Here is a 19,930-nt window from a genome sequence, read left to right as displayed (position 1 = left end):
CGCGGTCACGTGGTTACGCGGTCACGCGTCGGGGACCCAACTGCCGTGGAAACCGAGGGGGACCCGCCCCGGCAGATGGATCCGGGCGACCGGCTCGCCGGTGAAGTCCTGCGCGGCGAGGATGACCAGGTCGGCAGCGCCGCGCTCGGGATTGTGCACGTAGGCGAGCGCGTAACCGTCGTCCTCGGCGCGGGTGTCCTGGGTGGCGCCGATCTCTGCCCGCGACGGTACGAACACGGCCTCGCCCGCCGCCGCGTTCCGGGGGAAACGGTGTACCTCGGTGGTGCCGCGGAACAGGTCGTGCTTGATCAGGGCATTGCTGAAGGCGCGGTCCGGCGGGACGCCGTCGACCGTCAGATACGCCTGCCACATCGCCGCCGCCGTGGCGGAGTACGCGTAGCGATGCCGCCGGGACACCAGCCCCTCGTTGACCCGCGGGAACTCCTGCGGACGGTCGTCGAGGCGCCGCGTACGCACACGGCCGTGCACCAGGTCGATCGTCCAGCGGTCGAGGGACGGGGTCCCGAGCGCGGTGGGACCGCCGGAACCCCGGCCGGCCGTGAAGAAGGGCGCAGGCATGGTGGTCAGATCAACGACCACGGACGAGCCCTCGTCGTAGGCGTTCAGGGTGTGCGAGTAAAAGGCCGACGGCACCTCGAACCAGCGGATCCGGCCACCGGCCCGTGGCATCACCCCGACGCGCGCCGGGTGCCGGTCGTTCCAGACGTACGGGACGGGGGCGCCCGCCCCGGCCGCGACGGGGTCGAAGGTCACCGGCATGTCGAAGACGACCACGTACCGCTCGGTCAGGGCGAAGTCGTGCATCATCGGGCTGTCGGCGACCGGGATCCGCGTGGTCCGTACGACCCGGCCGGTGCGGTCCACGACGAGATGCCGGACGTGGTCCCACGTCGGGTAGTACGTGATCGCGTGCAGCTCGTCGGCTCGCGCGTCGAACTTGGTGTGCGCGGTGAACGCGCCGCGCAGAGTTCCGCCGAAGTCGTGCGTGCCGACGGTGTTCAGCTCGTCGTCGAGTTCGTACGGCAGCGGCCCGCTCTCCTGCAGCGCCAGAACGCGGCCCTTGTACGGGATCACATGGGTGTTGGTCGCGAAGTCGTCCTCCGGCACGGGACCGTCGTACGGCTCACCCAGCTTGCGGGCCACGGCGGCCGACCGTATCCAGCGGTTGCGGTACCACTCGGCGCGGCCGTTCCGGAGGCGTACGCCGTGGACCATCCCGTCGCCGAGCATCCAGTGGTGTGCCATGGGGTCCTCAAGACCGAGGGCGTTGGGACCGTTGCGCAGGTAGCGGCCGTTGAGCGCGCGGGGTACGCGGCCGGTGACGGGGAGATCGAAGGCGGTGAGCTCGTCTGTTACGGGCGCGAAGGGGCCTTCGAGGAAGGGGCGGGTGCGGGTGCGGGTGGGTGTGGGTGTGAGTGTGGGTTTGAGGGTGGGTTCGGGAGTGGGCTTGGCGGTTGCGGCGGTAGCGGCGGCTGCCTGCGCGCCGGAGGGCGGCCCGCTGTGCACGCCGAAGAACCCTCCGGCGGCTGCTACTGCCGCGCCGCGCACGATGTTCCGCCGAGTCCGGTCGGTCATGGTCGATCCCCGTCGTCAGTCTGGCTGTGGCCGCTGGTCAGCGGCGTGACAACCAGAAGTCTCCGACGGAACGCACCCCAGGTCAGGAGGGCTGGACCCCGGGCGGGGGTGTTGCTGGACCCCGGATGGGGGCGGGGTGGTGGGTACGGGTGGGCTGCCCCGCTGGTGGCGGTTCGTTGTCGGGTGCGGGTGAGGACCGAGGGGTAGTCGGGGTGGCCCGGTGCGTCCGATGACGGGTGGGGGCCGCCCCTGAGCTTTGAGTTTCGCGGTTCCGGGTCGGGCGTCAAGGGCGCTCCTTCGTCGCGTCGGCTGCGCCGATTCCGCTTCGCTCCACCCTTGACTCCCGTCCCTCCACCGCAAGTGCGGCTTTGTGGAGGGGCGGCCCGGGGGGAGGGGTCCCCGGGGGGGCTGAGTTGGTGGGGCCGGTCCGTTCCCGGCCTGCTGGCCGGTGGGTGGGGCGCGGTAGTGGTGTGGGGTGGCCCGGCACCGGCTTAGCGGGCATGTGTGGGTGGGTAGTTGGGGCGCATGCCCCGCTGGTGGCGGTCCGTTGCCGACCACCCCTGCAATCTGACCCGTATGTCCCAGTTTGGCGAGGTGTTCCGGGGCTCCTCCGGCCGGTGATGCGTCCTGGTGTCAGGTAACCGGGCAGCGGGGCACATCACGGCCTCTCAGCGGCCCACTCGGCGCCTCATCAGTCACACCCACCCCACCACCCACACGCCCTCACCAGCAAGCTGCACTTGCGGTGGAGGGTTGGGTGTCAAGGGTGGAGCGAAGCGGAATCGGCGCAGCCGACGCGACGAAGGAGCGCCCTTGACACCCGACCCGGAACCGCGAAACTCAAAGATCAGGGGCGGCCCCCACCCGACACCAAACCTTCCGGGCCACCCCGAATACCCCTCGGTCCTCACCCGCACCCGACAACGAACAGTCACCAGCGGGGCCTGAATCCCAACTACCCACCCCCACCTGCCCGCTGAGCCGGTGCCGGGCCGCCCCACTCCACTCCCGCGCCTCACCCACCAACCCGAGGCCGGCAACGCACCACCCCCACCTCCCCGCCGCAGTTGCTCGACGGCTTCCAGAAGCTCACGGGTCTCTTCGAGTCCACGACGCTCGATCCGCTCGCGCGTGAGGTGATCGTCATGACCGTCGCCGTACGCAACGCATGCCATCTCTGCGTCGTCATGCACACCGGGAAACTCAGGGCCCTCGGCGCCGCCGACGAGCTGATCGACGCGCTGCGGGAGCAGCGTCCGGGGCAGCCGTTGCCGGACGAACGTCTCGAAGCTGTACGGCAGTTCACCCTCGCCGTCCTCGCGACCGCCGGGGGCGTGTCGACCCTGGCCAACCGGCTCACCCGGGCGCCGATCGACCCGCAGCTCGGGGTGCGGCCCGCAGTCGCCTGAACCCCGGACCGGCATCCCGACCGGCATCCCGACCGGTATCCCGGCCGACATCCCGGCCAGCATCCCGGCCGGCACCGGGCCGGCCATCCGAACGAGCCATCCGGACCGGCCGGAGCCGGCGGGGATGGCAGTCTTGGTGAATGCGTTCGCTTCCACGCCATCCCGGCCCGCGCGTTTCCGGTGCCGTCGCCGCCACCGCCGGTGCCATCGCCGCCGTACTGCTGACGACGGCCTCGGCGGTGGTGTTCGCGCCCGCCGTCACCCCCGCCGCCGCGGCCGACGGGGCGCCCGACCAGAGCTTCACGATCAAGGACCCGAGGATCACCGAGTCCAGCGGTCTCGCCGCCAGCCGGGCCCACCCCGGCGTCTACTGGACACATAACGACAGCGGCTATGGGCCCCAGATCTACGCCGTGGACTCCAGGACCGGTGAGACGGTCGCGACGCTCACCCTCGAAGGCATCGGCAAGCCCCGGGATGTAGAGGCCATCTCCATAGGTCCCGATGGGAATGTGTATGTCGGCGATATCGGCGACAACCTGAACGGCACCTGGGATCACGTGTGGATCTACCGCTTCCCCGAGCCCAAGGAGCTCAAGGACGCGACGGTGCGCGCCACGCAGTTCACCGTGAAGTACGCCGACGGGCCGCGTGACGCCGAGTCGATGATGGTCGACCCCAAGACCGGACGGGTCTATATCGCCTCGAAGAACGAGGACGGCGGCGGGCTGTACGAGGGCCCGGCCGAGCTAACCTCGTCCGGGACGAACACCTTCCGGCGGATCGATGACGTGCCCTGGGTGACGGACGGGGCGTTCTCGCCGGACGGCGAGGAGTTGGTGCTGCGTTCGTACTTCAGCGCGCGTGCCTACGCGTGGCAGAACGGCCGGCTGGGCAAGGACCGCCGGATCAGCGCGCCGTTCCAGCGGCAGGCCGAGTCGGTGACCTACACGGCGGACGGCAAGGCGCTGATGTTCGGCACCGAGGGCAAGGAGAGCGGGGTGGTGCGGGTGGACCTGGACAAGGGCACCGGCAACTCGTCCTCCGGCGGCAACTCGTCTTCCGGCGGCAACTCGTCCTCCGGGGGCGGGAATTCCTCGTCAGGCGCGGGTGCGGACGGGGGGATGGCCGACGACGCGGGCGGCGGCGGGAACCAGGGGAACGCCACCCTCGGCGCGATCATCGTCATCGGCGGGGCCGCGCTGGTCTTCGCCTTCAAGCGCATGCGCCGGAAGGACTGAGGCGGAGCGCAGAGCGCCGCCCCCCCCCGCGTCATCCCGCCGTATCCCGCTCCGCCGCGCGTCGTTCGACCAGTACCTCCAAGCCGTCGAGGATCCGTTGGAGCCCGAATTCGAAGTGGTCGAATTCGGGGCCGAACGCCTCCTCGGACAGCGAGGCCATGACCGGATACACCCCGCTGTTCATGGCCCTCGACAGGACGGGCTCCTGCGCCTGCCAGAACTCCTGGTCGGTGATGCCCGACCTCTTCTCCGCCTCGACGGCATGGACGTGCGTACGGGCGACCCCGGTGACATAGCCCTCGACCATGATGATCACTGAGATCAGCTCCGGGTCGCTCAGTCCCATGCCCTTGATGGCGGAGAGCGTCTTCTCCAGCCCGCTGACCGTGTTCGGGCCGAGGACCGGCCTGGCCTGGTTCACGGAGAGCAGCCAGGGGTGGCGCCGGTGGAGCGCGAGCGCGGCGCGCGCCATCGCCTCGGCGGCGGGGCGCCAGCCCGAGCCGGGGTCGAGGCTTTCGGTCAGCGCGGCCGTCTCGCCCTGTACCTGGTTCAGCATCAGATCGATCAGCTCGGCCTTGCCGGGCACGTACCGGTAGAGCGACATGGTGCCCGTGCCCAGCTCGGTGGAGAGTCGGCGCATCGAGACCGCGTCCAGGCCCTCGGCATCCGCGAGCGCGACGGCGGTCGTGATGATCCGGTCTAGCGTGAGGCCGGGTTTGGGGCCGCGGCTGGGGCGTTCGCCCGATCCCCAGAGGAGTTCGAGGCTGCGCGCGACATTGCCGCTGCCGGCTGATTCCGTCGATGTCATGGGCTCAGCGTAATCCCCTGGAAAGAAAATGAGTACAGCGTACCCTGATGTGGGTACGCTGTACTCAGTTCATCGATGGCTTGCCCGGGAGGGGCTGTGAACGAACATGCCGTGCTGGCGGAGGCGATCCAGAAGAGGTACGGGGAGAAGGGGAAGAAGGGGAGGAGCGGGAGGAAGGGGAGCAGAGGGGAGTCGGGGGAGAGGGGAGGGACGTACGCGCTCGACGGCTTCGACCTAGCCGTGCGCAGAGGCACCGTGCACGGGCTGCTGGGGCCCAATGGCGCGGGCAAGACCACGGCGGTCCGTGTGCTGGCGACCCTGCTGCGTTTCGACGGCGGGCGGGCGGAGGTGGCGGGCGTCGATGTGGCGCGCGATCCCCGGAGGGTACGGAGCAGGGTCGGCCTCGCCGGGCAGTACGCGGCGGTGGACGAGATCTTCACCGGCCGGCAGAACCTGGAGATGTTCGGCCGCCTCTTCCATCTGGGCTCGCGGCGGGCGGCGCTGCGCGCCGGTGAGCTGCTGGAGCAGTTCGATCTGGTGGAGGCGGGCGGCAAGGGCGTCGGTGAGTACAGCGGCGGGATGAGGCGGCGCCTGGATCTGGCCGCGTCGATGATCCTCGCCCCGCAGGTCCTCTTCCTCGACGAGCCGACGACCGGGCTCGATCCGCGCGGGCGCGGTGAGGTCTGGGACGCGGTCCGTGCCCTGGTGGCGGGTGGTACGACCGTATTGCTCACCACGCAGTATCTGGACGAGGCGGACAAGCTCGCCTCGCGCATCACGGTCATCGACCAGGGACGGGCGATCGCGGACGACAGCCCAGCCGAGCTGAAGAACACCGTGGGCGGTGACCGGATCGAGGTCGTGGTGGCGGAGCACGCGGACATACCGGCGGCGGTCGAGGCGGTGGCGCGGGTGGCCGACGCGGCGGTGGAGACGGACGACGCGGCCCGCCGGGTGCACGCGGTGGTGAGCGACCGGGTGGCCGCGCTGACGGAGGTGGCGCGCACGCTCCAGGACCGGGGGACGGCGGTGGAGGACATCGGGCTGCGCAGACCGAGCCTCGACGATGTGTTCCTCCGGCTGACCGGGCGTCGTACGGGCGCCGACGCCGGCCCCGAAGCCGACGCGGATGGGGACGTGGCAACGGGCGTGAAGGAGGGGGTGGCGGCATGAGTGTCGCGCTGGATCTGGAGACCGGGAGCGATTACGGAAGCAGCCATGGCCGGGCCTACTGGGCGGTGGCCGACTGCTGGAATGCCGTACGGCGAGGGCTGACGCACTACCAGCGCCAACCGGTCTATATCGTCTGGCAGCTGGGCTTTCCGATCGTCTCCGTGCTGCTGTACGGATACGTCTTCGGCAGCGCCATGAAGGTGCCGGGAGGCGGCGACTACCGGGAGTTTCTGATGCCCGGGATGTTCGCGATGACGATGGCCTTCGGCTTTATGAACACGGCGGTGGCGGTGGTCACCGACAGCACCAGGGGGGTCATCGACCGGTTCCGGTCGATGCCGATGGCCCCCTCGGCGGTGGTCACGGGCCGTGGGGTCGGCGATCTGCTCACGGCGGTCGCGGAGCTGCTGATCCTGGCCGCGACGGCGTTCGCGATCGGCTGGCGGTGGGACAGCGGGTTCCCGGGCGCGCTCGGAGCCTTCGGACTGCTGCTGCTCCTGCGCTTCTCGCTGATATGGGTGGGGGTGTGGCTGGGCCTGCTGGTCCCCGGCCCGGAAGCGGCGGGGAACCTCTTCGCGGTCGCTTTCCCGCTCACGATGATCTCCAGCGTCTTCGTGGCGCCCTCGCTGATGCCTGACTGGCTGGGCACCGTGGCCGCGTGGAACCCGGTCTCCTCGACGGTGACGGCGACGCGGGAGCTGTTCGGTAATCCGGTGGCGAGCGGCGGCACCTGGCCGGAGGAGCACGCCCTGCTGCTGTCGGTGGCCTGGCCGGTGGCGCTGACGGCGGTCTTCGTACCACTGGCGGTACGGAGGTTCCAGCGGCTGAGCAGATGAGATGAGCCCCGGGGGCGCATGCGACGGGCCCCGGCGCGGTGTGAGTGCGCCGGGGCCCGGGAAGCGACGTTCCGGATCATTGGATCCGAACCGTCAGAGGCGTTCGATCACGTAGTCGATGCACTCCGTCAGCGCCGCGATGTCCGCCGGGTCGATCGCCGGGAACATCGCCACGCGCAGCTGGTTGCGGCCCAGTTTGCGGTAGGGCTCGGTGTCGACGATGCCGTTGGCGCGCAGCGTCTTGGCGACGGCCGCCGCGTCGATCTCGTCCGCGAAGTCGATCGTGCCGATGACCTGCGAGCGCTTCGCCGGGTCGACCACGAACGGGGTCGCGTACTTGGACGCGTCGGCCCAGCCGTAGAGCGTGCGCGAGGAGGTGGCCGTACGGCGGACCGACCAGTCCAGGCCGCCCTGGGAGTTGAGCCACTTCAGCTGCTCGTTGAGGAGGAAGAGCGTGGCCAGCGCGGGGGTGTTGTACGTCTGGTTCTTCAGCGAGTTGTCGATCGCCGTCGGCAGCGAGAAGAACTCGGGGACGTGGCGTCCCGAGGCGTGGACGCGCGCGGCGCGCTCCAGCGCGGCCGGCGAGAAGACGCCGATCCACAGGCCGCCGTCGGAGGCGAAGGACTTCTGCGGGGCGAAGTAGTAGACGTCCGTCTCGGCGATGTCGACCGGCAGGCCGCCCGCGCCGGAGGTCGCGTCGACCAGGACGAGCGAACCCTCGTCGGCGCCCGCGACGCGCTTGATCGGGGTCGCGACACCCGTGGAGGTCTCGTTGTGGGTGAACGCGTAGACGTCGACGCCCGCCTCGGCCTTCGGGTCCGGGTGCGAGCCGGGGTCGGCGGAGATGACGGTCGGGTCGGCCAGCCACGGCGCGAGCTTGGCCGCCTTGGCGAACTTGGAGGAGAACTCACCGAAGGAGAGGTGCTGAGACTTGTTCTCGATCAGACCGTGCGTCGCGATGTCCCAGAAGGCGGTGGAGCCGCCGTTGCCCAGGATCACCTCGTAGCCCTCGGGGAGCTCGAAGAGGCTCCGTACGCCCTCGCGCACCGCGCCGACCAGGTTCTTGACCGGGGCCTGGCGGTGGGACGTGCCGAGGAGCGACGTACCGGTGGCGGCCAGCGCGTCCACCGCCTCCGTCCGCACCTTGGAGGGGCCTGCGCCGAAACGGCCGTCGGCGGGCTTGATGTCAGCGGGAATCTGGATATCGGCCACGGGCCGGAGCGTAGTCCCTCCCGTCGCACGGCCGATAACCGTGTCCGTCGGGTGAGACACCTGCCCGGGGCGTGGGACGGGGGTCACGGCGGGCCCGCTCGGGTCGCCGGCGTCCCGCCTTCACGATCAGAGCTTCACCCTTAGGGAGTACGCCGGTCGTTACGGGGCGGTCTCCGCCTTCACGTCCATGGCCGGGGCCGCCGCTCTCTTCTCGGACGCCGCTCTTTTCTCGGACAGGGCGTGGAGGTACTCGACCAGCGTGATCAGCACGTACTTGCTGGACGAGCGGTCCCGCGCGTCGCATTCCACCAGCGGCACGTCCGGGGCCAGCACGAGCGCCGCGCGGATCTCCTCCTCGGTGTGGACGGGCCCACCGAAGTCGTTGCAGGCCAGGATGAAGGGAATGCCGTGGTGCTCCAGCCGGTCGATCGCGTACCAGGAGTCGGAGAGACGGCGGGTGTCGACGAGTACGACCGCGCCGAGGGTGCCGGAGAAGAGCCGGTCCCAGAGATACCAGAAACGTTCCTGCCCAGGGGCCCCGAAGAGATAGAGCACCGAACGCGCGTCGAGGGAGATCCGGCCGAAGTCGAAGGCGACGGTGGTCGTGTTCTTCCTCTGGAGCCCGTCGAGCCCGGCGAGTTCGCTGATGTCCTGGCCCGCGCGCGTCATCGTCTCCTCGGTGTTGAGGGGACGGATCTCGCTGACGGAACGGACCATGGTCGTCTTGCCGACGCCGAAGCCGCCGACGATGACGATCTTCAGACCGTTGTCGGCGGTACTGGCCAGGGCCGGCCGGACCGTTGACGGGCCGGTGGTCCGTTCGGAGGTTACGGAGTCCAACGCGCACCTGCTCCAGGATGTGGGGATCGGGAAGGCGGTCGGCCGCCCGGGCCGTCCGGGGATGAGGGGCGCGGGCGCTGTTGGATAATGCTCAAACGGTCGCCACTATATGAGAATTGACGATCAGTTTGGGAGATTCCTGTTTCCTTTCTTCGCTGTTCCGGGAGCGGCGAACCAGGAAAAACCGGGACGGTGAGTGCGGCGGGGGCATGCTGGATTCATGGCTGAGCGCGATACGCGGGATATGCGGGATACACGCAACGCACGAAAGGCGACGGCACCGGCGACGGACGGAGCACCGGCCACGGAAGTGGCCGCGGCGCTGACGGCGGCCGTGCGCGGTGAGGTGGACTTCGGCGCGGCGGCCAGAGCGCTGACGACCATGGACGCGTCCAACTACCGACGGGTACCGGTCGGAGTCGTCGCGCCGCGTGACGCGGCGGATGTGGCGGCGGCGCTGGCGGTCTGCCGTACGTACGGGGTGCCGGTGGTGCCGCGCGGCGCCGGGACCTCGATCGCCGGGAACGCCACGGGCCTGGGCGTCGTGCTCGACCTCACCCGCCATCTGCGGTCGATCGTGTCGGTGGACCCGGCGGCGCGCACGGCGGTCGTCCAGCCCGGCGTCGTCCTGGACACGCTGCGCGAGGCCGTACGGCCGTACGGGCTGACCTTCGGCCCCGATCCGTCCACGCACAGCCGGTGCACGCTCGGCGGGATGATCGGCAACAACTCCTGCGGAGCGCACTCGGTGGCCTGGGGCACGACCGCCGACAATGTCCACGAGCTGTCGGTGACCACCTACGGCGGCGCCGCGCTGCGTCTCGGCAAGGGCTGGGACGGCGCCCCCGCCGGGGTGCGCGAGCTGATCGAGGGCCATCTCGCGCCGCTGCGCACGGGCTTTCCCGCCGGGCTGCCCCGGCGGATCTCCGGATACGCCCTGGACGCGCTGCTGCCCGAGGCCGGCACCGATCTGGCCCGCGCCTTCTGCGGCAGCGAGGGCACGCTCGGGGTCGCCACCGAAGCGACGGTACGGCTCGTCGAGGCGCCCCCGGCCCGCGCCCTGGCCGTCCTCGGCTACCCCGACGAGAGCGCCGCCGCCGAAGCCGCGGCCGGGCTGCTCCCGTACGGTCCGCTGACGGTCGAGGGCATGTCCGAGGACCTCGTGCGCGTACGGGGCGACGGCGGGCACGGACTGCCGCGCGGCGGGGCCTGGCTGTTCGTGGAGACCGGCGGCGCGACGCCCGACGAGGCACGGGCCGCCGCCGCCACGATCCTCCGCGCGGCCGACGCGCTGGACGGGACGGTCGTGGCCGACCCGGCCGGACAGCGGGCGCTGTGGCGCGTACGGGAGGACGCCGCCGGGACCGCGACCCGGATGCCCGACGACACGGAGGCGTGGCCCGGCTGGGAGGACTGCGCGGTGCCGCCCGCCCGGCTCGGCGCGTATCTGCGCGACTTCCGCGCGCTGCTCGCGGACCACGGCCTGCGCGGCACGCCGTACGGGCACTTCGGCGACGGCTGCATCCATGTCCGTATCGACTTCGACCTGCTGACCGAGGACGGGGTACGGCGCTTCCGGCGCTTCTCCGAGGAGGTGGCGTCGCTGGTCGTCGCGCACGGCGGCTCCCTCTCCGGTGAGCACGGCGACGGGCTGGCGCGCTCGGAGCTGCTGCCGAGGATGTACGGGGACGAACTGGTCGGACTCTTCGGCCGGTTCAAGGACCTGTGGGACCCGGCGGGCGGGATGAACCCGGGCGTGCTGGCCCGCCCGGCACGGCTCGACGAGAACCTGCGCTTCGCGGTGCTGCCGCGCGAGCGCGTCGAGGTCGCGTTCGGGTATCCGCACGACGGGCCGGGAGGCGGGGACTTCTCGGCGGCCGTGCGCAGGTGCGTGGGGGTCGCCAAGTGCCGGGTGGGCGGACCCGGTCCGGGAGCGACAGCGGGTTCCGGGGCGGGCTCCGGGGTGGCTTCCGGGCCGGGGGTGATGTGCCCGTCGTTCCGCGCGACCGGCGAGGAACAGCACTCCACGCGCGGGCGCGCCCGGCTGCTCCACGAGATGCTCGCGGGCGAGGTGGTGACGGACGGCTGGCGCTCGACGGAGGTACGGGACGCGCTGGACCTCTGTCTGTCCTGCAAGGGCTGCCGCAGCGACTGCCCGGTGGGCGTGGACATGGCCACGTACAAGGCGGAGTTCCTGCACCACCACTACGCGGGCCGGATGCGGCCCGCCGCGCACTACGCGATGGGCCTGCTGCCGCGCTGGCTGCGACTGGCGGCCCCGTTCGCGCGGGTGCTGAACGCGGCGGCGCGGGTGCCCCCGCTGGCGTCGCTCGCCAAGCGGCTGGGCGGCATCGCCCCGGAGCGTACGATTCCGCGGCTGGCGCCCGAGCGGTTCGGACGGTGGCTGGGGCGGCATCTGAAGGCCCGTACGGAGGTTTTCGCGCGCAGCCGTTCCGCGGTCCTGTGGCCGGACACCTTCACCGAGTATCTGACGCCGTCGGTGGGCCGGGCGGCGGTACGGGTGTTCGAGGCGGCCGGGATCGGGGTCGTGGCGCCGCCGCAGGGGGGCCGGGTCTGCTGCGGACTGACGTATGTCTCGACGGGCCAGCTCGACCGGGCGCGTACGGTCATGCGCCGGGCGCTGGACCTGATGGAACCGCTGCTGGACGCGGGCCTGCCGGTCGTCGTCCTGGAGCCGAGCTGCGCGGGCGCGCTCACCACGGACCTGCCGGAGCTGCTCGGCGACGACCCGCGCGCGGCGCGGCTGGCCTCGTCCGTACGGACCTTCGCCCAGGCCCTGGAGGAGTGCGCGCCGCAGTGGCGGCCGCCCCGGCTGGACCGTCCGGTCACCGGCCAGACGCACTGCCACCAGCACGCGGTCCTGGGCGACGACGCGGACCGTCGGCTGCGTGAACGCGCGGGCCTGACCGGTGAACTGAGCGGCGGCTGCTGCGGGCTGGCCGGCAACTTCGGCTTCGAACGCGGCCATTACGACGTCTCGGTGGCGTGCGCGGAGGACCAGCTGCTGCCGTCGGTGCGGGCGGCCGGAAAGGGAACGGAGATCCTGGCGGACGGCTTCTCGTGCCGTACGCAACTGGAGCAGCTGGGCAGCCACCGGGCGCGGCACCTGGCGGAGGTGCTCGCGGAGGCGCTGAAGGAGGAATCGACGGCAAGGCCGGCCGAGGGGCGGTGACGGGAGGATGGGTGACGGTGGCGTTCGCGCCGTGAACCGTCCGGGCCCCTCGGCCGGCTCCAGTGCCTGTGCTCCTGTGCTCGCGCTCGCGCGCGTCAGCTCGCGGTGGGCCGGCGCCTGCGGGCCGCGGAGACCAGGCTCGCCCCCGCGACGACGGCCGTGCCGGCGATCCCGGCGACGACCGACGGGTTGGGGCCGGTGGCGGCCAGGATCTCGTCCGGCTCGCCGCCCGCCGCCCGGGACCGGGCGGCGTCGAGGATCAGGTCGGTGACGGCCTTGGGATCGGCGAGCATGGCGAGGTGCGGGGCATTGATCTCGACGGTATGGGACCGGGCCCGCTTGGCCTCGAAGCGCTCCAGCTCGGGGGAGATGGTCTTGTCCTGGGTGGAGACGAGAGCCCAGGAGGGGATGGTCTTCCAGGCGGCGGGGCCGGCCGTGTCGGCGAACGCCTGGGCGTCGATGGGGCGTTGCGTCGCCGCCAGTACCTCGGTGACGGCCTCCGGCAGGGAGGCGGCGAACACCGGCCGGAACCGCTCGGGCTTGATGTAGAGATCGGTGCCGGTGGATCCGTCAGGCCGCGTGAACGGTACGGAGTTGGTGGCCGTACCGAGTTCGCTGCCCGGGAATTTGGCCGACAGGACCGAGAGGACCTCGCCCTTGTCGGGCATCAGCGCGTTGATGTAGACGAGCGCCTTGACGTGCGGATTGCCGACCGCGGCGCCGCTGATCACCGCGCCGGCGTAGGAGTGGGCGACCAGAATGATGGGGCCCTTGATGCTTCTGAGGAAGCTGGCTATGTACGCCGCGTCGCCGTGCAGGCCCCGCAGCGGATTGGCGGGGGCCATGACGCGGTAGCCGTCGTTCTGCAGGTTCGGGACGACCTCGCCCCAGCTCGACGCGTCGGCGAAGGCGCCGTGCACCAGTACGATCGTCGGTTTGGCGGCGGTGACGCCGCGGCTCGCGAAGTGGTGGGCGGCAGCGGCGGCGTCGGCGGCGGGGATGGCGTTGGCGAGCGCCGTCGCGGTGAACATCGCGGCGAGGGCGCACACGTGGTGCGAACGTATCCGAGGGCCGGAACGTGAACCTTTCCTCGGGCCGGGACGCGAACGTATCCGCCGCCCGGGAGTGGATGGCATGGCCATGTCTCTCTCCTCTGCTGAGACGGTGAGGGCGAGTCGACTTCAGTGTGTTCACCCCCTGTCGAGGGGGCGCGCGGTGGCGGGCATGCGGGTGAACGGGGCCGGATCAGGCAGGCTCCCGACGCCGGGCGGTCAGGCTCCCGACGCCAGTTCGCGGGCCAGCGCCGCGAGATGGGGGATCGCCGGATGCCCGGCGCCTTCGCGCCGGACCAGGAAGACCTGGAGCGGCGGGGCATCGGGCAGGGGCCGGTAGGCGACCCCGGGGTGGGGGTGAACGGCGGCCGTCGAGGTGCCCGTGACGCCGATGCCCCGCGCCGCGGCGATGGTCGTCAGCCAGTCGTCGGTGTTGGTGACCGTGACGGTGGTCGCCGGACCCGCCCCCGGCGGCCACAGCGCGGGACTCGTCGTGCCCGAGACCCGGTTGACGATCAGCGGTTCCGTCACCAGATCGGCGAGCGTCAGCGACGTACGCGCGGCCAGCGGTCCATCGGCCGGGACCGCCGCGATCCGGGCCTCGGTGAAGAGGAACTCCATGACCAGCCCGGGTGTCTCCACCGGGCCGCGCAGCAGCGCCGCGTCGACCTCGCCCCTGGCCAGTCCGGCCGTACGGTCGTCGATCCGCAGCAGTTCGAGCGGGGTCTCAGGACGCTCCCGCTCCCAGCGGCGCAGCAGCGGCGTGGTGTACGGGCCGAAGGCCGACCACGGGTGACCGAGCCGGAGCGGCCGGCGGCGAAGCCGCTCGGAGTCCAGGGCGTCGTCGAACGCGGCGACGGCCGAGGCGGCCCGGTCGCGGAAGGCGCGCCCCTCGGCGGTGAGGGCGAGATGGTGGGTGGAGCGCTCCGCGAGCCGTATGCCGAGGTGTTTCTCCAGAGCGGCGAGGGTGCGGGAGACGGCGGGCTGGGTGAGATGCAGCCGGGCCGCCGCCCTGGTCACACTGGACTCCTCGGCGATGGCGAGGAAGCAGCGGAGATGGCGCAGCTCAATGCTCATGCGTCCGGAGCATAACGGCAGCCCAATCGGTATTTCACGGGGTGGATGCCGGGGCCGTAGCGTGGCCCTGGAAAACGCCCTGAAAGGCAGCGTGCAAGTGCAGTATGTTGGACCGCGCGTGCACTGAAGTGAACTGAGAGAGGAATCCGGTGGAAGAGCCGCGTACCGCTGCCGCTGTCGATGCCGTCGATGCGGCCGCCGTTGTCTCGCTCCCGGAGGCCACCGGGTCCGTCCAGGCCGCACATCCCGGCGACTCCACCGGGCCCGGCCAATCCGCCGGCGCCAAGCGGGCTGCCCTCGGGCCCGTCGCGCTGGTCGTGGCCGGCGGGCTCTCCGTACAGTTCGGTGCCGCCATCGCCGTCCTGCTGATGCCCAGGACCGGTGCCCTCGGCGTCGTCTCGCTGCGGCTCGCGCTCGCCGCGATCGTGCTGCTCGCGGTCTGCCGGCCCGCCCTGCGCGGCCACTCGCGCGCCGACTGGGGCACGGTGATCGCCTTCGGTGCCGTCCTGGCCGCCATGAACTGCCTCTTCTACCAGGCGGCCGACCGTATCCCGCTGGGCGCGGCCGTCACCCTGGAGGTCATCGGGCCGCTCGCGCTCTCCGTGATTGTCTCGCGGCGGCTGGTCAACCTCCTGTGGGCGGGGCTGGCGCTCGGCGGTGTGCTGCTGCTCAGCGGCGGCGGCTTCGACCGGCTCGACCCTGTGGGCACGGCGTATGCGCTCGGGGCGGGTGCCATGTGGGCCGCGTACATAGTCTTCAGCGCCCGCACCGGGCGGCGCTTCCCGCAGGCCGACGGGCTGGCGCTGGCGATGGCGATCGGCGCGCTGCTCGCCCTCCCGCTGGGCATCGTGGAGTCCGGCTCGAAACTGCTGGTGCCGTCCACGCTCGGGCTCGCTCTCGCGGTCGCGGTGATGTCCTCCGTCCTCCCGTACACCCTCGAACTGCTCGCCCTGCGGCGGCTGCCCGCCCCCACCTTCGCCGTGCTGATGAGTCTGGAACCGGCCATCGCGGCGACCGCCGGATTCCTCGTCCTGCACCAGGCGCTCTCCGCGACCGACGCGCTGGCGATCGCGCTGGTCATCGTGGCGAGCATGGGCGCGATACGTACCCAGATCGGCCGCGGGAACCCGAAGCCGAACCCGAAGCCGAACCCGAAGCCGAGCCGGAAACCAACCCGCGAGCCGGCCACGGAAGAGACCCTGTAACAGCAAAGCAAGCACGCTTGATTGTTTCTCCGGGCGCTGCCATGCTCCGGGGCACGCACACCGCCGTGTCCCGAGGGGAGCGCATCCGTGTCCGACTCCGGCTCTGCCGCAATGCTCGACGATCCGCACAGCGAACTGCTCAGCGATCTGCACAGCGAGAGCGAGGAACTCGACCGGCTGGTCGCCCCGCTGGAGCCCGGAAGATGGCTTCTCGCGACCCCGTCACCCGGCTGGTCCCTCGCCCACCAGATCGCTCATCTCACCTGGACCGACTCCGCCGCGCTGCTCGCCGTGACCGACCCGGGGGCCTTCGCCGCCGAATCCGACAAGGCCCGCGCCGCCCCCGACACCTTCGTCGACGAGGGGGCTGCGGCCGGCGCCGCGCTCCCGCCCGCCGAACTGCTCGCGCGCTGGCGCGACGGCCGCGCGCGGCTGCACCTGGCCCTGCGCGGGGCGCCGCCCGGCGCACGCTTCCCCTGGTACGGGCCGCCGATGAGCGCCGCCTCCATGGCGACCGCACGGCTGATGGAGACCTGGGCGCACGGCCAGGACATCGCGGACGCGCTCGGCGTACGCCGCGAGCCGACCGCGCGGCTGCGGCATGTGGCGTGGATCGGCGTACGGGCCCGTGACTACGCCTATCTCGTACGGGGCAAGCAGCCGCCCGCAGAGCCGTTCCGCGTCGAGCTGGCCGCTCCCGGCGGGGAGTTATGGACGTACGGCCCCGAGGGCGCCGCGCAGCGGGTGACCGGGCCCGCGCTCGACTTCTGTCTGCTGGCGACCCAGCGGGCGCACCGCGCGGATCTCGCCGTACGGGCCGAGGGCCCCGACGCCGACGCGTGGCTGGACATCGCGCAGGCCTTCGCCGGACCGGCGGGCCCCGGCCGCGCGCCCAAGGGGGCTTGATGGCGCCCGGTTCCCCGGCCGGTTCCCCGCCCCCCTCCCCCGCCGGGTCGTCGCCCGGAGTGCTGCGGATCGGGAACGCCTCCGGCTTCTACGGTGACCGCTTCGACGCGCTGCGCGAGATGCTCACGGGCGGTCCGCTCGATGTCCTCACCGGCGACTATCTTGCCGAGCTGACCATGCTCATTCTCGGCCGGGACCGGCTGAAGAACCCGGACGCGGGCTATGCGAAGACGTTCCTGCGGCAACTGGAGGAGGGTCTCGGACTCGCCCATGAGCGGGGCGTCAGGATCGTCACCAACGCGGGCGGACTGAACCCGGCCGGACTCGCCGCCGCCGTACGCGCGCTGGCCGAGCGGGTGGGCGTGCCGGTACGGGTCGCCCATGTCGAGGGGGACGATCTCCTCGGCCGCGGCGGCTGGGGCGACGGCGTCCTCACGGCCAACGCCTACCTCGGCGGCGCCGGGATCGCCGCCTGCCTGCGCGCCGGAGCCGATGTCGTGGTCACCGGACGCGTGACGGACGCGGCGCTGGTGACCGGGCCCGCCGCCGCGCACTTCGGCTGGGACCTCACCGGCCCCGACCGCCCCGACAGCCCCAACGACCCCGACCGGCCCGGTGATCTCGACGCGCTCGCGGGCGCCGTCGTCGCCGGCCATGTGCTGGAGTGCGGTACGCAGGCGACCGGCGGGAACTACTCCTTCTTCACCCGGCACGACATACGCCGCCCCGGCTTCCCGCTCGCCGAGATCCACGCCGACGGCTCGGCCGTCATCACCAAGCACGACGGCACGGGCGGTGTGGTCGACATCGGTACGGTCACCGCGCAGCTGCTGTACGAGACCGGCGGCGCCCGGTACGCCGGACCCGATGTCACCGCGCGCCTCGACACCGTACGGCTGGACCAGGTCGGGCCCGACCGCGTCAGGATCTCCGGCGTACGGGGCGAGCCGCCGCCCCCGGCCCTCAAGGTCGGCCTCAACCGGCTCGGCGGCCTGCGCAACGAGATCGTCTTCGTCCTCACCGGCCTCGACATCGACGCCAAGGCCCGGCTGGTGCGCGGCCAGGTGGAGGACGCGCTCGCCGGACGGCGTCCCGCCGAGGTCCGCTGGGAGCTGGCCCGTACGGACCGTCCTGACGCGGACACCGAGGAGACCGCCAGCGCCCTGCTGCGCCTCGTCGTGCGCGACAGCGACCCGGACGTGGTGGGCCGGGCGGTCAGCGGGGCGGCGGTCGAGCTGGCGCTCGGCAGTTACCCCGGGTTCCATGTGACCGCCCCGCCGGGCAAGGGCGTGCCGTACGGGGTCTTCGAGGCGGCGTACGTCGACGCGTCCGAGGTCGCCCACACGGCCGTGCTCCCCGACGGGCGGCGCGTGGCGGTGCCGACTCCCTTACGTACCGCGGCACTTGAGCCCGTCCCGGCGCCCCCGCCGCCCGAACCGCTGCCCGCCGGCCTGCCCACCCGTCGCGTGCCCCTCGGGCTCGTCGTGGGCGCCCGCAGCGGCGACAAGGGCGGCGACGCCAACGTCGGTGTCTGGGCGAGGAGCGAGGACGGCTGGCGCTGGCTCGCCCATGAGCTGACGACCGACAGGTTCCGCGAACTGATCCCGGAAAGCCGGGAGTTGACCGTGATCCGCCATCTCCTGCCCCGGCTGCGCGCCGTCAATTTCACCGTCGAGGGGCTGCTGGGCGAAGGCGTCGCCGCGCAGGCCCGGTTCGATCCCCAGGCGAAGGCGCTCGGTGAGTGGCTCCGCGCCCGGCACGCCGATATTCCGGAGGTCCTGCTGTGACCGTGCTCCCCTCGGCCCTCGACACCGCGTCCCCCGACTACGGCGCCCACCGCGCCGCCATGCTCGGCAAACTCGACGAACTGGCCGCCGAACACGCCAAAGCCCTGGCAGGCGGCGGCGAGAAGTATGTCGCCCGCCACCGCGCGCGCGGCAAGCTGCTCGCCCGCGAGCGGATCGAGCTGCTGCTCGACCCCGACACCCCGTTCCTCGAACTGTCCCCGCTCGCCGCCTGGGGCAGCGACTACCCCGTCGGCGCGTCGATGGTCACCGGCATCGGCGTGGTCGAGGGCGTCGAGTGTCTGATCACCGCCAATGACCCGACCGTACGCGGCGGCGCCTCCAACCCCTGGACGCTGAAGAAGGCCCTGCGCGCCAACGAGATCGCCTTCGCCAACCGGCTGCCCGTCATCAGCCTGGTCGAGTCGGGCGGCGCCGATCTGCCCTCCCAGAAGGAGATCTTCATCCCCGGCGGCGCGCTCTTCCGCGACCTCACCCGGCTCTCCGCCGCCGGTATCCCCACCGTCGCGGTCGTCTTCGGCAACTCCACGGCGGGCGGGGCGTACGTACCCGGGATGTCCGACCACACCGTCATGATCAAGGAACGGTCGAAGGTCTTCCTCGGCGGACCGCCCCTGGTGAAGATGGCCACCGGCGAGGAGAGCGACGACGAGTCGCTCGGCGGCGCCGAGATGCACGCCCGTACGTCCGGGCTCGCGGACCACTACGCGCTGGACGAACAGGACGCGATCCGGCGCGCGCGGCGGATCGTCGCCCGGCTCAACTGGCGCAAGGCGCACCCCGATCCCGGCCCGGCCGAGCCGCCGAAGTACGACGAGGACGAACTGCTCGGCATCGTCCCCGGCGATCTGAAGATCCCCTTCGACCCGCGCGAGGTCATCGCCCGGATCGTGGACGGCTCGGACTTCGACGAGTTCAAACCGCTGTACGGGCCGAGCCTGGTGACCGGCTGGGCGCGGCTGCACCGCTACCCGGTGGGGGTGCTGGCCAACGCGCAGGGCGTGCTGTTCTCCGCCGAGTCGCAGAAGGCCGCGCAGTTCATCCAGCTCGCCAATCAGCGCGACATCCCCCTCGTCTTCCTGCACAACACCACCGGCTACATGGTCGGCAGGGAGTACGAACAGGGCGGCATCATCAAGCACGGCGCGATGATGATCAACGCGGTCTCGAACTCCCGCGTCCCGCATCTGTCCGTGCTGATGGGCGCCTCGTACGGCGCCGGGCACTACGGCATGTGCGGCCGCGCGTACGATCCGCGCTTCCTCTTCGCCTGGCCGAGCGCCAAGTCCGCGGTGATGGGCCCGCAGCAGCTCGCCGGGGTCCTGTCGATCGTGGCGCGGGCCTCGGCGGCGGCGAAGGGGCAGCCGTACGACGAGGACGGGGACGCCGCGCTGCGCGCGATGGTGGAGCGGCAGATCGAGTCGGAGTCGCTGCCGGTGTTCCTGTCCGGGCGGCTGTACGACGACGGGGTCATCGACCCGCGCGACACCCGTACCGTCCTCGGCCTGTGCCTGTCCGCCGTCCACACCGCCCCGGTCGAGGGCGTGCGGGGCGGCTTCGGCGTCTTCCGGATGTGA

General features: G+C 71.8%; 14 protein-coding genes and 2 pseudogenes. 9 read left to right on the top strand and 7 right to left on the bottom strand.

The genetic code is table 11. The features are described 5' to 3' along the window. Positions 1-21: 21 nt before the first annotated feature. Complete coding sequence (locus IF11_RS0110835) at positions 22-1,596, bottom strand: carotenoid oxygenase family protein (RefSeq protein ID WP_030351303.1); 1,575 nt, start codon at positions 1,594-1,596, stop codon at positions 22-24. A gap of 1,061 nt (positions 1,597-2,657) precedes the next feature. On the opposite strand from IF11_RS0110835, the pseudogene IF11_RS0110830 reads away from it, so the two are divergent. Together IF11_RS0110830 and IF11_RS0110825 are read left to right on the top strand one after the other, a co-directional pair. Next, positions 2,658-3,005: pseudogene (locus tag IF11_RS0110830) on the top strand (carboxymuconolactone decarboxylase family protein); the annotation flags it as partial. 140 nt (positions 3,006-3,145) lie between these two features. Then, positions 3,146-4,246, top strand: a complete 1,101-nt coding sequence (locus IF11_RS0110825) for a membrane protein (RefSeq protein ID WP_030351301.1) — start codon at positions 3,146-3,148, stop codon at positions 4,244-4,246. 31 nt (positions 4,247-4,277) lie between these two features. On the opposite strand, the gene IF11_RS0110820 is transcribed toward IF11_RS0110825, so the two are convergent. Then, a complete protein-coding gene (locus IF11_RS0110820) occupies positions 4,278-5,054 on the bottom strand; it encodes a TetR/AcrR family transcriptional regulator (RefSeq protein WP_030351300.1) in 777 nt (258 codons plus the stop codon). Positions 5,055-5,129: 75 nt separating this feature from the next. On the opposite strand from IF11_RS0110820, the gene IF11_RS0110815 reads away from it, so the two are divergent. Both IF11_RS0110815 and IF11_RS0110810 read left to right on the top strand, forming a co-directional pair. Next, entirely contained in the window at positions 5,130-6,227 is a 1,098-nt protein-coding gene (locus IF11_RS0110815) for an ATP-binding cassette domain-containing protein (RefSeq protein WP_051745768.1), read from the top strand. Then, on the top strand, positions 6,224-7,063 hold the full coding sequence (locus tag IF11_RS0110810; RefSeq protein WP_030351298.1) for an ABC transporter permease: 840 nt from the start codon (positions 6,224-6,226) through the stop codon (positions 7,061-7,063). The genes IF11_RS0110815 and IF11_RS0110810 overlap by 4 nt, the downstream gene beginning before the upstream one ends. Before the next feature lie 93 nt (positions 7,064-7,156). On the opposite strand, the gene serC is transcribed toward IF11_RS0110810, so the two are convergent. The 3 genes and pseudogenes from serC to IF11_RS43160 all read right to left on the bottom strand — a co-directional run. Beyond that, the gene (gene serC, locus IF11_RS0110805) at positions 7,157-8,275 is read right to left on the bottom strand and encodes a phosphoserine transaminase (protein ID WP_030351297.1); all 1,119 of its coding nucleotides are present in this window, start codon (positions 8,273-8,275) and stop codon (positions 7,157-7,159) included. A 159-nt stretch (positions 8,276-8,434) separates the two neighbouring features. Next, entirely contained in the window at positions 8,435-9,115 is a 681-nt protein-coding gene (locus IF11_RS0110800; RefSeq protein WP_030351296.1) for a GTP-binding protein, read from the bottom strand. Then, positions 9,099-9,185: pseudogene (locus IF11_RS43160) on the bottom strand (DUF742 domain-containing protein); the annotation flags it as partial. The gene IF11_RS0110800 and the pseudogene IF11_RS43160, both read right to left, overlap by 17 nt. A gap of 150 nt (positions 9,186-9,335) precedes the next feature. On the opposite strand from IF11_RS43160, the gene IF11_RS0110795 reads away from it, so the two are divergent. Continuing rightward, positions 9,336-12,308: an FAD-binding and (Fe-S)-binding domain-containing protein gene (locus IF11_RS0110795; protein WP_078490604.1), complete on the top strand. Its 2,973-nt coding sequence runs from the start codon at positions 9,336-9,338 to the stop codon at positions 12,306-12,308. Between the two features lie 95 nt (positions 12,309-12,403). On the opposite strand, the gene IF11_RS36530 is transcribed toward IF11_RS0110795, so the two are convergent. Both IF11_RS36530 and IF11_RS0110785 read right to left on the bottom strand, forming a co-directional pair. Further along, complete coding sequence (locus tag IF11_RS36530) at positions 12,404-13,357, bottom strand: alpha/beta fold hydrolase (protein WP_240627727.1); 954 nt, start codon at positions 13,355-13,357, stop codon at positions 12,404-12,406. A gap of 222 nt (positions 13,358-13,579) precedes the next feature. Next, positions 13,580-14,437: a LysR family transcriptional regulator gene (locus IF11_RS0110785; RefSeq protein ID WP_030351293.1), complete on the bottom strand. Its 858-nt coding sequence runs from the start codon at positions 14,435-14,437 to the stop codon at positions 13,580-13,582. 149 nt (positions 14,438-14,586) lie between these two features. Between IF11_RS0110785 and IF11_RS0110780 the strand changes: the two genes are divergently transcribed. The 4 genes from IF11_RS0110780 to IF11_RS0110765 all read left to right on the top strand — a co-directional run bounded on the left by IF11_RS0110780 (position 14,587) and on the right by IF11_RS0110765 (position 19,930). Then, positions 14,587-15,642: an EamA family transporter gene (locus tag IF11_RS0110780; RefSeq protein WP_078490603.1), complete on the top strand. Its 1,056-nt coding sequence runs from the start codon at positions 14,587-14,589 to the stop codon at positions 15,640-15,642. 111 nt (positions 15,643-15,753) lie between these two features. After that, a complete protein-coding gene (locus tag IF11_RS0110775; protein ID WP_030351291.1) occupies positions 15,754-16,548 on the top strand; it encodes a TIGR03084 family metal-binding protein in 795 nt (264 codons plus the stop codon). Next, positions 16,548-18,335, top strand: a complete 1,788-nt coding sequence (locus tag IF11_RS0110770) for an acyclic terpene utilization AtuA family protein (protein ID WP_051745767.1) — start codon at positions 16,548-16,550, stop codon at positions 18,333-18,335. The genes IF11_RS0110775 and IF11_RS0110770 overlap by 1 nt, the downstream gene beginning before the upstream one ends. After that, the gene (locus IF11_RS0110765; protein WP_030351289.1) at positions 18,332-19,930 is read left to right on the top strand and encodes an acyl-CoA carboxylase subunit beta; all 1,599 of its coding nucleotides are present in this window, start codon (positions 18,332-18,334) and stop codon (positions 19,928-19,930) included. Before IF11_RS0110770 ends, IF11_RS0110765 begins: the two co-directional genes overlap by 4 nt.

This window comes from Streptomyces scopuliridis RB72 (genome assembly GCF_000718095.1).
Lineage (GTDB): Bacteria > Actinomycetota > Actinomycetes > Streptomycetales > Streptomycetaceae > Streptomyces > Streptomyces scopuliridis.
The sequence above is the reverse complement of the archived record's forward strand: the minus strand, read 5'-3'. Positions and strand labels throughout refer to the sequence as shown.

Bases quoted from the DNA above. Each gene is read 5' to 3' on its own strand.
- IF11_RS0110795 (WP_078490604.1), top strand. From the start codon at position 9,336: ATGGCTGAGCGCGATACGCGGGATATGCGGGATACACGCAACGCACGA.
- IF11_RS0110825 (WP_030351301.1), top strand. From the start codon at position 3,146: ATGCGTTCGCTTCCACGCCATCCCGGCCCGCGCGTTTCCGGTGCCGTC.
- IF11_RS0110785 (WP_030351293.1), bottom strand. From the start codon at position 14,437: ATGAGCATTGAGCTGCGCCATCTCCGCTGCTTCCTCGCCATCGCCGAG.
- IF11_RS0110835 (WP_030351303.1), bottom strand. From the start codon at position 1,596: ATGACCGACCGGACTCGGCGGAACATCGTGCGCGGCGCGGCAGTAGCA.
- IF11_RS0110770 (WP_051745767.1), top strand. From the start codon at position 16,548: ATGGCGCCCGGTTCCCCGGCCGGTTCCCCGCCCCCCTCCCCCGCCGGG.
- IF11_RS0110775 (WP_030351291.1), top strand. From the start codon at position 15,754: ATGCTCGACGATCCGCACAGCGAACTGCTCAGCGATCTGCACAGCGAG.
- IF11_RS0110820 (WP_030351300.1), bottom strand. From the start codon at position 5,054: ATGACATCGACGGAATCAGCCGGCAGCGGCAATGTCGCGCGCAGCCTC.
- IF11_RS0110815 (WP_051745768.1), top strand. From the start codon at position 5,130: ATGGCTTGCCCGGGAGGGGCTGTGAACGAACATGCCGTGCTGGCGGAG.
- IF11_RS0110810 (WP_030351298.1), top strand. From the start codon at position 6,224: ATGAGTGTCGCGCTGGATCTGGAGACCGGGAGCGATTACGGAAGCAGC.